This window comes from Halorubrum distributum JCM 10118 (assembly GCF_000337335.1).
GTDB classification, from domain to species: Archaea; Halobacteriota; Halobacteria; order Halobacteriales; family Haloferacaceae; genus Halorubrum; species Halorubrum distributum.
In genome coordinates this window covers 134,271-144,124 of sequence record NZ_AOJN01000039.1, presented here as the reverse complement: position 1 = coordinate 144,124, position 9,854 = coordinate 134,271, and the positions used below count along the sequence as shown (strand labels likewise).

The 9,854-nt window shown below is 69.1% G+C and carries 8 protein-coding genes and 1 pseudogene; 5 read left to right on the top strand and 4 right to left on the bottom strand.

Features of this window, described 5'->3' with window-relative positions:
• The 4 genes and pseudogenes from C466_RS06825 to C466_RS06810 all read right to left on the bottom strand — a co-directional run.
• Positions 1 to 284 (bottom strand): annotated as a pseudogene (locus C466_RS06825) (glycerate kinase type-2 family protein); the annotation flags it as partial.
• A 431-nt stretch (positions 285 to 715) separates the two neighbouring features.
• Positions 716 to 2,101: an NCS2 family permease gene (locus C466_RS06820; protein ID WP_004598138.1), complete on the bottom strand. Its 1,386-nt coding sequence runs from the start codon at positions 2,099 to 2,101 to the stop codon at positions 716 to 718.
• 126 nt (positions 2,102 to 2,227) lie between these two features.
• Positions 2,228 to 2,941 carry a phosphoribosyltransferase family protein gene (locus C466_RS06815; RefSeq protein ID WP_004598137.1) on the bottom strand — a complete coding sequence of 238 codons (714 nt, stop codon included), beginning with the start codon at positions 2,939 to 2,941 and terminating at the stop codon, positions 2,228 to 2,230.
• 108 nt (positions 2,942 to 3,049) lie between these two features.
• A complete protein-coding gene (locus tag C466_RS06810) occupies positions 3,050 to 3,505 on the bottom strand; it encodes a DUF7529 family protein (protein ID WP_004598136.1) in 456 nt (151 codons plus the stop codon).
• Positions 3,506 to 3,688: 183 nt separating this feature from the next.
• On the opposite strand from C466_RS06810, the gene C466_RS06805 reads away from it, so the two are divergent.
• From C466_RS06805 to C466_RS06785, 5 genes are read left to right on the top strand one after another with little or no spacing between them, the layout of a single operon-like run.
• Entirely contained in the window at positions 3,689 to 5,317 is a 1,629-nt protein-coding gene (locus C466_RS06805; RefSeq protein ID WP_049908395.1) for an ABC transporter substrate-binding protein, read from the top strand.
• A 30-nt stretch (positions 5,318 to 5,347) separates the two neighbouring features.
• Positions 5,348 to 6,340 carry an ABC transporter permease gene (locus C466_RS06800; RefSeq protein ID WP_004598134.1) on the top strand — a complete coding sequence of 331 codons (993 nt, stop codon included), beginning with the start codon at positions 5,348 to 5,350 and terminating at the stop codon, positions 6,338 to 6,340.
• Position 6,341: 1 nt separating this feature from the next.
• On the top strand, positions 6,342 to 7,361 hold the full coding sequence (locus C466_RS06795; protein ID WP_004598133.1) for an ABC transporter permease: 1,020 nt from the start codon (positions 6,342 to 6,344) through the stop codon (positions 7,359 to 7,361).
• Complete coding sequence (locus C466_RS06790; RefSeq protein ID WP_004598132.1) at positions 7,358 to 8,638, top strand: ABC transporter ATP-binding protein; 1,281 nt, start codon at positions 7,358 to 7,360, stop codon at positions 8,636 to 8,638. The genes C466_RS06795 and C466_RS06790 overlap by 4 nt, the downstream gene beginning before the upstream one ends.
• Positions 8,635 to 9,705: an ABC transporter ATP-binding protein gene (locus C466_RS06785; RefSeq protein WP_004598131.1), complete on the top strand. Its 1,071-nt coding sequence runs from the start codon at positions 8,635 to 8,637 to the stop codon at positions 9,703 to 9,705. Before C466_RS06790 ends, C466_RS06785 begins: the two co-directional genes overlap by 4 nt.
• The last annotated feature ends 149 nt before the right edge of the window (positions 9,706 to 9,854 follow it).

Sequence of the window (9,854 nt, the reverse complement as noted above, 5' to 3'; positions counted from 1 at the left end):
CCCCCGAGGTCGAGATGCAGATGGGCCACGGCATCCCCGTCACCGGGAAGGTGCTCGAGGACGCGGTCGTACGTCGCGAGGTCGCGGGTCGTCGAGGTGCCGTCGACGGCGGTGACCGTCAGGACGCCGTCGTCGAGGGAGAGCGCGTCCGCGACCACTCGCTCCGGGTGCGCGGCCTCGATCCCCGCGGTGACGCAGTCGAGCGCGAGTTCGCGGGCCGGGTCGCTCGCGTGTCGCTCGCGGTCGGCGACGGTTACGCGGTACTCGTCGGACTGGTCTGTCATCGTTTCGGTCGCCTCGGTCGGGATGCGTGACGGCGGCTCAAGAGCGTTCTGCCATTATAAATAGCTGAGAGCGGACTGACGGCGAACACCACCAAAGCCCCAGTCGCGAGGGCGGCGCACGCTCGCTGCGCTCCTCGTCGCTCGTTTCACTCGCTCCTGCGGTGCTTACGTCGTCTGCGCCGTCCTCGCGACTGCCCCTTTGAGTCCCACCCGACCGCGACCGCACAGCACCTCTCACCTCCCCAGCCTCGTCGGCCGGTCTCCGCTTCGCTCCGACCGGCCGACTCCCTCGCGCGTGCTGCTCGGCCGCGAGGCGGCCTCACAGGCACGCGCCACCGCTCTCCATTTATAAGAGCCGCCGCTCCCGCTCGTGGACATTTATAAGTTCGAAAAGCGGTGTGCGGAACGGCCGCAGCGGCGCGTCGACCGCTTTAGAGGATGACGCCGCGCGTCTGGAGCACGTAGTAGGCGACGAGCAGCACCGCGATGACGTACTGCCCGAGCGCGACCTCGTCGTACTCGCCGACCGCGACCTTGATCAGCGGGTAGGCGACGATGCCCGCCGCGAGCCCGTCGGCGATGGAGTACGCGAACGGCATCACGGTGACCGTGAGGCCCGCGGAGACGGCCCACGCCGGGTCCGACCAGTCGACCTCGACGAGCCCCTGGAGCATCATCACGCCGACGACGATCAGCGCGATGAACGAGGCGTACGCCGGGATGGCGGCGACGACGGGGATCACCGCGAGCGACGCGAGGAAGAGGAGCGCGACGACGAGGGCGGTGAGGCCGGTGCGGCCGCCCTCCTCGACGCCGGTCGACGACTCGATGTACGTCGTCACCGTGGAGGTACCCAGCACCGCGCCCGCGGTCGTCCCCACCGCGTCGGCCATCAGCGGCTTGTCCATGTCGGGGAGGTCGCCGTCCTCGTCGAGGAAGTCACCGAACTGCGAGACGCCGATGAGCGTCCCGGCGGTGTCGAAGAAGTCGACGAAGAAGAACGTGAACACGACGAGGACGAACGTGAGCGGGTCGATACTCCCGAGGCCGTCGACGAACGCCCCCGCCAGCGGCGTGATGTCGTACTGCGGCGCCGGGAGCGATCCCCGAGCCGCCGTGACCGTGCCGCGGTCGAAGACGCCGGCGAAGGTGAGCCCCCAGCCGACGAGGGAGGTCGTCACGATGCCGAGCACGATAGAGCCCGTGATCCCGCGCGCCCAGAGGCCGAAGGTGAACGCGACCCCGAGCAGCCCTAAGATCGCCCACGGGTTCCCGAAGATCCCGCCGAGCGTGACGAGCGTCGCCTCGTCGGGGACGACGAGTTGGAGCTCCTGAAAGCCGATGAACAGCAGGAACAGCCCGATACCGGCGCCGACCGAGCGCTTCACCGGCTCGGGGAACAGCCGGATGACGTACTCTCGCGCGCCGACCGCGGTCAGGAGCATGAACAGGATCCCCTCGACGAAGACGGCGGCGAGGGCCGTCTGCCACGGGACGCCGAGCCCCAACACGACGGTGTACGCGAAGAAGGCGTTGAGCCCGAGCCCGGGCGCGAGTCCGAACGGCCGGTTCGCGTACAGCGCCATCACGACCGTCGCGATCGCCGCCGAGAGGATCGTCGCGATGGCGATCATCTGGAACACCTCGCCCTGCCCGTACCCCTCGATCTGGATCGCCTCCGAGAGGATGGCGGGGTTCACGACGATGATGTACGACATCGCGAGGAACGTCGTGAGCCCGGCGACCAGTTCGGTGCGGACGTCCGACCCGTGCGACTCCACGTCGAACCGCGCGGCCAGCGTGTCTGAAAGCCCCATTGAACGGGTGAGTGTTCCCCGGGATCGGATGATAAGCCTTGCTGAACGCCCCGCTTAGTTATCCACGAATGTGGATCGAAAAGAGGATCTATTCTGTCTATGCGCGAATAGTATGCGTGAACGTGGCTACTCGAACGTCGTCAACGCCCCGACCGGCGCGTCGGTGATCGCTCGCGCGCGGTCCATCCCCTCGTCGCCGACCGCGATGAGCGCGAACACGCCGGTGACGTCGGCGTCGCCCTGGAGCGCGATGTCGAGGAGGAGCTCCTGGGTCTCGCCCGAGCGGATCAGGTCGTCGACGACGAGGACGGTGTCGCCGGCGTCGATCGCGCTCGCGGGGAGGTAGTAAGTGAGCTCGATGCCGGAGGCGAGCCGCTGGCGCGACTCGATGAACTCCTCGACCGCGGTTTCCTTCGACTTCTTGGCGTACGCCAGGCGCGCGTCGAAGAAGGAGGCCATCGCCGCGCCGAGCGTGATCCCGTCGGTCGCGGCCGTCAGGACCACGTCCGGCGACTCGAACTCGAACGTCTCCGCGGCGACGGGCGCCACGAGGTCGAGGAACGACTGGTCGAAGACGACCCCGGAGTTGTCGACGTACCCCTCGTCGTCGAACTCGACGCGGGCGACCAGTTCGTCGGCGAGCGCCTCGCGGCCGACCGACTCGACGACCTCGCTCGCGCGGTCGGTGCCGGGCAGCACGTGGCCGTTCACGTAGCGGTTCAGGTCGCCCGCGGGCAGCCCGGTCACCGCGGACAGCTCCTCGTACGTTCGCGTCTCCTTCAGCATCCGCAACACGGCGACCGCCTGTAGCTGGAGGGCCGCCTTCTCTGCGCGGTTCATACGGATGATCGCGATCGCACAACTATGAATACGTCGAAGTCGATCGTGGTACCGATACCCACGAGCGTGCGTCTCCGCGGGCCGGGGCCGGTGCGAGCTCGACCCCCCTCACGCCTCGGGCGCGTCGAAGAAGACGGCGGGCTCGTCGATCGCGATCTCGACGTGGTCGCGGTCGTCGAGGGGGCGCAGCCGGACGGTGAGCGCCCCCGCCGCCTCGGCGGCCGCGCGCAGCGAGGCGAGGTCCTCGTTCGCGAGGTACGCGGGCACGCACAGCGCCACCTGCCCCGCCTCGTCAGTCGCGACCACCAGCCGGTACGCGACCCCGTCGGCGGCGCCCGCGTACACGTCGACGCCGTCGACCGCGGCGTCGTCGACCGCCTCGAGCGCCGCGTCGAACTCCGACCCGGGCAACAGCACGTCGATCCGGGCGGCGTCCGCGACCGGGTTCACCTGCCCGGGATGCCCGGCGATCGCGGTCCAGCCGCGCTCTCGGTACGCCGCCGCCGTCGACTCCGCGTCCTCCTCGACCGCGTCCCACCGCGGTCCGGGATCGGGTGCGTCCATACCGCTCGCCTACCGCCGGCCCCCCTACATAGGCGTCGGTTTCCGCTCGCCCCGGGTCCGCCTGTGCCGGGCGCTCACACCGCCGATTCGGCACCCCTACTGTCAGCGGATCGCCAGCAACCGCCCCCGAAAGGAGCGGCCTCTGCCGGTAGGTTCATAACGCTCTATGGTTTGGTATCGCCTATGCCTACTGACAACGACAATCACGTCGACAGGCGGACGGTGCTCAAGTACGCGGGAACGGCCGGTGCGGTCGGTCTCGCGGGCTGTTCCGGCAACGGCGGCGACGGCGGTGACGGCTCCGACGGGTCGGACGGCTCCGACGGGTCGGACGGCTCCGACGGGTCGGACGGCTCCGACGGGGGCGACGACGCCTTCGAAGTCGGCGTCACCATGGGTCAGATGGACTCCGGGCTCGACCCGCAGGACCACGCCGAGACGAACACCGAGATCATCGTCGGGCAGCTGTACGAGGGCCTGCTCGACCGCGACAAGGAGGGCGGCATCATCGCCGGCCTCGCGAACGAGTGGGAGCGCACCGACGACGGCAGCGTCCGCTTCATGCTGCGCGACGGGCTCACCTTCCACAACGGCGACGATGTCACGCCGGAGGACGTCCGGTACAGCATCCGCCGGATCGTCTTCGAGGACGTCGGGATCGTCAGCCCGCAGTCCAACGACCTCGGCTCGGTCTCGGAGGTCACGACCGGCGACGGGCAGGTGACGGTCTCCTTCGAGGGATACAACCCGATCGCCTTCCAGCTGTTCGCGACGAACGGCCCGGTCATGCAGCAGTCGTGGGTCGAGGAGAACGGCGGCGACTACATCAACCGGAACGCCAACGGGACGGGGCCGTTCCAACTCTCCGAGTACGACTCGGGCAACGAGGTGCTGTACGAGCCGTTCGAGGACTACTGGGACGGCGCCCCCGAGGTCGACGAGCTCCGGATGAGCGCCTCCAGCGAGTCGAGCACGCGGGTCAACCAGCTGCTCGCCGAGGAGACGGACATCGTGACGAACGTCCCGCCGAACGAGGTCTCCCGCGTCGAGGGGTCCGACGTCGCGTCGATCAACTCCGTGGCGAGCGCGCGGATCATCTTCCTCCAGATGCGCTACGACGTGGAGCCGTTCTCCAGCCAGCAGTTCCGGCAGGCGATGAACCACGCGGTCGACGTCGAGAGCATCATCGAGAGCGTCCTCAACGGATTCGGGAACATCACCGCACAGCCGACCCTCGACGGCCACGTCGGCCACAACCCCGACATCGACCCGTACCCGTACGACCCCGAGGAGGCCGAGCGCCTCGTCGAGGAGTCCGGCCACGCGGGCGTCGAGATCACCCTGGAGACGCCGATCGGGCGCTACCTCCGCGACGTCGAGATCGCGCAGGCGGCGGCCAACCAGATCGACTCGCTGTCGAACGTCTCCTGTGAGGTCGAGCAGCGCGAGTTCTCCTCGCTCGTTCAGGACGTCACCGCGCCGAACATCGAGGACCGCCCGCACTTCAACCTCCTCGGCTGGGGGAACGCCGAGTTCGACGGCAGCCAGACGCTGACGCCGCTGCTCTCGTCGAGCGGCGCGCTCACCGTGCTGGAGAACGACGAGCTCGACGGGCTGCTCGAAGACGCCGAGGCGACCGAGGACCCCGACGAGCGCGTCGACATCCTCCAGGAGGCGAACCAGCTCGCCCACGACCTCGCGCCGTGGGTGTTCATGCACCAGCAGTTCAGCGTCTACGGCGTCTCGGACGACATCTCCTGGGAGCCGCGGGCCGACGAGTTCATCGACCCGGACACGGCGACCCAGCAGTAACGCCGTCTCGACCCGCTCACATCGTTATTAATGTCACTCGGAAGATTCGCAGTCAAAAGAAGCCTCCAGGGGATCGGCGTCGTCTGGGGCGTCGTCACGGTCGTGTTCGCGCTCCGGTTCGTCACGCCCGGTAGCCCGATCAACGCGGTCGCGCCGCTCGACGCCTCCCAGGAGACGCGACAGGCGATCGCCGCCGAGCTGGGGCTCGACCAGCCGCTGTACGTCCAGTACCTCCAGTACATCTTCGACCTGCTGCGCGGCGATATGGGGTTCTCGTACATCAAGGGGCAGGACGTCGTGACGCTCGTGTTCGGCCGCCTCCCCGCGACGATCGAACTGGCCGTCGCCGCCAGCGTCGTCGCCATCATCCTCGCGATTCCGCTGGGCGTGATCAGCGCGACCCGGCGCAACGAGCCGGTCGACTACGGCGCGACGCTGCTGTCGCTCGGCGGCATCTCCACGCCGAACTTCTGGCTCGGGATCATGCTCATCCTGGTCTTCGCCGTGGAGTTCAACATCTTCAACACCAGCGGCCGCGGGGTCGACGTCGGCGACGTCGCGCTCTCGCTCGTCGGACCGGAGCCGGTGCTCGGAACGCTGCTGACGTGGCTCGCGTACATCACGCTGCCGGCGATCGCCTTGGGCACCTACTTCATGGCGCTCATCACCCGGCTGACGCGGTCGGGGATGCTGGACGAACTCAGCAAGGGCTACGTCCAGGCCGCGCGGGCCAAGGGGCTCCCGCAGACCCTGATCCGGTACAAACACGCGCTCCGGAACACGCTCATCCCGGTGATCACCGTCCTCGGTCTCCAGCTCGGGACGCTGATCGGCGGCGCCGTGATCACCGAGGCGGTGTTCTCGTGGCCGGGGCTCGGATCGCTCGTCATCGACAGCATCAACGACCGGGACTGGCCGACGCTTCAGGGCAGCCTCATCGTCATCGGGACGTCCTTCGTCTTCGTCAACATCCTCGTCGACGTGGTGTACGCCTACCTCGACCCCGAGGTGGTGAACGACTAACATGGTCTCTTCACGTGTCATTCGAAATCTCAAGAAGGAGTTCAGACAGAGCGGGCTCGCGAAGCTCGGGCTGGCGCTGGTGGTGGTCATCGTGCTGACCGCCGTGTTCGCCCCCTTCATCGCGCCCCACAACCCCACCGACCAGCAGCTCAACCAGAGCGAGCTCCCGCCGATCGGCTTCTCTGAGACGACGGAGCGGACTTCATCGCAGATGGTCGACGGCGAGATACAGACGGTCACCGAGGAGGTCGAGATCACCGCCGAGCCCGACCACGTGTTCGGCACCGACGGGCTCGGCCGCGACATGTTCTCGCGGGTGGTGTACGGCGCTCGCACGTCGCTCGTCGTCGGCGTGCTCGGCACGCTGCTGGCGGCGTCGATCGGCGTGCCGGTCGGCTTGCTCGCCGGCTACCACCGCGGGCGCGTCGACGACGCGCTGATGCGGATCGCGGACGTGAGCCTCGCGTTCCCCTCGCTCGTGCTGGCGGTCGCGCTGATCGGGCTGTGGGGGCGGGCGGCGGTGGACATCCCCGACCCGTTCGTCGTCGCCGGCCTCGCGCCGGAGATGCCGGAGAGCTTCGTGTTGCCGATAACGGTGGTGATCGTCGTCGGCCTCGTCAACTGGGTGTGGTTCGCCCGGGTCGCCCGCGGGGAGGCGCTCTCGCTGCGCGGCCAGGAGTACGTGAAGGCGTCGCGCGCGCTGGGCGCCGACGACAACACGATCATCCTCCGTCACATCCTCCCGAACGCGATCACGCCGATCATCGTCCTCGGGACGGTGCAGGTGGCGGCGATCATCCTCCTGGAGAGCTCGCTGTCGTTCCTCGGCTTCTCCGGGACGACGCTGTCGTGGGGCTTCGACATCGCGCAGGGGCGCGACTACGTCTCCTCCGGTCAGTGGTGGATCGCCTCCATTCCCGGGCTCGCGATCATGCTGTCGGTGATCGGGATCAACCTCCTCGGCGACTGGCTGCGTGACGCCTTGGACCCCGGTATCGAGGGCGAAGGGGGTGCCGCATGAGCGACGCCTTCGAGACCGGCGACGCGACTCCGACCGGGACGCCCGGGCCGGACGACGTCCTGTCGGTCCGCGACCTCTCGACCCGGTTCTTCACCGAGGAGGGGCAGATCAACGCGGTGGAGTCGGTGTCGTTCGACCTCCGAGAGGACGAGATCCTCGGCGTCGTCGGCGAGTCCGGCTCCGGCAAGTCGGTGACCGCGCTGTCGCTCGTCGACCTCGTCGAGACGCCCGGCCGCGTCACCGCCGGCGAGGTGTGGTACCGCGACCCCGACCTCGCCGAGGAGTTCCGCGGGAACGACGCCATGCGGGTCGACGGCGACCACGTCGACCTCCGGACCGTGCCGCCGCGCGTCCGGCGCTCGCTGCGCGGCCCCTCGTTCAGCGTCATCTTCCAGGACCCGATGAGCAGCTTCAACCCCTCGATCACGGTCGGCGAGCAGATCGCCGAGGCGGTCGAGGTCCAGCGCCGGGCGCGGGCGAACCCCCGCTCGACGCGCTCGCGGACGCAGGGGTACGGGCTCGGCAAGTACCTGCTCGACGGGCTCGTCCCCGGCCGCGACTACACGAGCGAGGAGAGCATGGAGCGCGCGGTCGACCTGCTCGGGCAGGTCGGGATCCCCGACCCCGAGGAGCGCGTCGACGAGTACCCCGGCCAGTTCTCCGGCGGGATGCTCCAGCGCGCGATGATCGCGCAGGCGCTCGCCGGCGAGCCCGACGTGCTGATCGCCGACGAGCCGACGACCGCGCTCGACGTGACGATCCAGGCGCAGATCCTGAACCTGCTGAAGGAGATCCAGGCCGACCGCGGGATGAGCATCGTGCTCATCACCCACGACCTGGGCGTCATCGCCGAGATGTGCGACCGCGTCTGCGTCATGTACGCCGGCGAGGTCGTCGAGCGTGGCACGCTCGACTCGGTGTTCGAGGACACGGTCCACCCGTACACGCAGGGGCTGCTCGGATCCATCCCCGACGTCGACGACCCGCGTGCGCGGCTCGAACCGATCACGGGCAACGTCCCGAGCCTGATCGACGCCGAGATGGACGACCGGTGTTACTTCGCGGACCGGTGCCCGAAGGCGATGGAGTCGTGTCTCGAGAAGCCCGCCGAGCTGACGGTCGACGCCGACGCCGACCACGGCGCCAAGTGCGTCCTCGCGGACCGCGAGCACGACCCGGCGGACGCGCTCCCGGACGACTACTTCGGCGGGGGCGGCGAGGCAGCCGACCCCGACGACGGGGCCGCGGCCGCGACCGACGGGGGTGACGACGAATGAGCGACCCGCTGCTCTCCGTCGAGGGACTGAAGAAGTACTACGCGGACGACCCGTCGCTCGTCGACCGCCTGCTCGGCCAGGAGTCGGAGAGCGTGAAGGCGGTCGACGGCGTCTCCTTCGACGTCCGCGAGGGCGAGACGCTCGGGCTCGTCGGCGAGTCCGGCTGCGGGAAGTCGACGACCGGCGAGACGGTGCTGCGGCTGCGCGAGCCCACCGCGGGAGAGATCACCTTCGACGGGACCGACGTCCGCGGGATGACCGACGCGGAGCTGAACCAGTTCCGGCGGCGCGCGCAGATCGTGTTCCAGGACCCGTTCTCCAGTCTCGACCCGCGGATGACCACCGGCGACATCGTCACGGAGGGGCTCCGGATCCACGACATCGCCGACAAGGGACAGCGCCGCGAGACGGCCCGGGACCTGCTCGAACGCGTCGGGCTCTCCGCCGACCAGATCGACCGGTACCCCCACGAGTTCTCCGGGGGTCAGCGCCAACGGATCGGGATCGCCCGAGCCCTCGCCTTGGACCCCGACTTCGTCGTCCTCGACGAGCCGGTGAGCGCGCTCGACGTGAGCGTCCAGGCGCAGATCCTGAACCTGCTCGAAGACCTCCAGGACGACTTCGGGCTCACGTTCCTCTTCATCGCGCACAACCTCGGCGTGGTCCGGCACGTCTGCGACCGCGTCGCGGTCATGTACCTCGGGGAGATCGTCGAGATCGGCCCGGTCGAGGAGATCTTCGACGACCCCGCGCACCCGTACACCAAGGCGCTGCTGTCGAGCGTCCCGCGGGCGAGCACGGAGGCGCGCGACGAGGAGTTCGAGACGCTCCACGGCGACGTGCCCTCGCCGCGGAACCCGCCGGCGGGCTGTCGGTTCCATACGCGCTGTCCGGAGGCGCGCGCGGCCTGCCGGGAGTCGGCCCCGCCGGGATACGACGTCGGCGACGGCCGGACCGCCGCCTGCTTCCGGACCGACGACGACCACGCGTACTGGGACAGCGAGCCGATCGGCGAGAACGCGGCGAGCGAGGAAGCGACCGACGCCGGCGAACCGGCGGACGACTGAGCGCTCTCGCGGACGACCGAGCGCCTTCGCGGGGATCGCGCGTCCCCGCCGCGGCGACTGCTCCCGCGACCGCTGATTCCTTTATATGCTACGCGCCGAACCAGTTCGTCAGTCGTACCTCGAGGCGGGAAGCCGCGCCCCGGTTATTC

Bases quoted from the DNA above. Each gene is read 5' to 3' on its own strand.
- C466_RS06800 (WP_004598134.1), top strand. From the start codon at position 5,348: ATGTCACTCGGAAGATTCGCAGTCAAAAGAAGCCTCCAGGGGATCGGC.
- C466_RS06805 (WP_049908395.1), top strand. From the start codon at position 3,689: ATGCCTACTGACAACGACAATCACGTCGACAGGCGGACGGTGCTCAAG.
- C466_RS06810 (WP_004598136.1), bottom strand. From the start codon at position 3,505: ATGGACGCACCCGATCCCGGACCGCGGTGGGACGCGGTCGAGGAGGAC.
- C466_RS06820 (WP_004598138.1), bottom strand. From the start codon at position 2,101: ATGGGGCTTTCAGACACGCTGGCCGCGCGGTTCGACGTGGAGTCGCAC.
- C466_RS06785 (WP_004598131.1), top strand. From the start codon at position 8,635: ATGAGCGACCCGCTGCTCTCCGTCGAGGGACTGAAGAAGTACTACGCG.
- C466_RS06795 (WP_004598133.1), top strand. From the start codon at position 6,342: ATGGTCTCTTCACGTGTCATTCGAAATCTCAAGAAGGAGTTCAGACAG.
- C466_RS06790 (WP_004598132.1), top strand. From the start codon at position 7,358: ATGAGCGACGCCTTCGAGACCGGCGACGCGACTCCGACCGGGACGCCC.
- C466_RS06815 (WP_004598137.1), bottom strand. From the start codon at position 2,941: ATGAACCGCGCAGAGAAGGCGGCCCTCCAGCTACAGGCGGTCGCCGTG.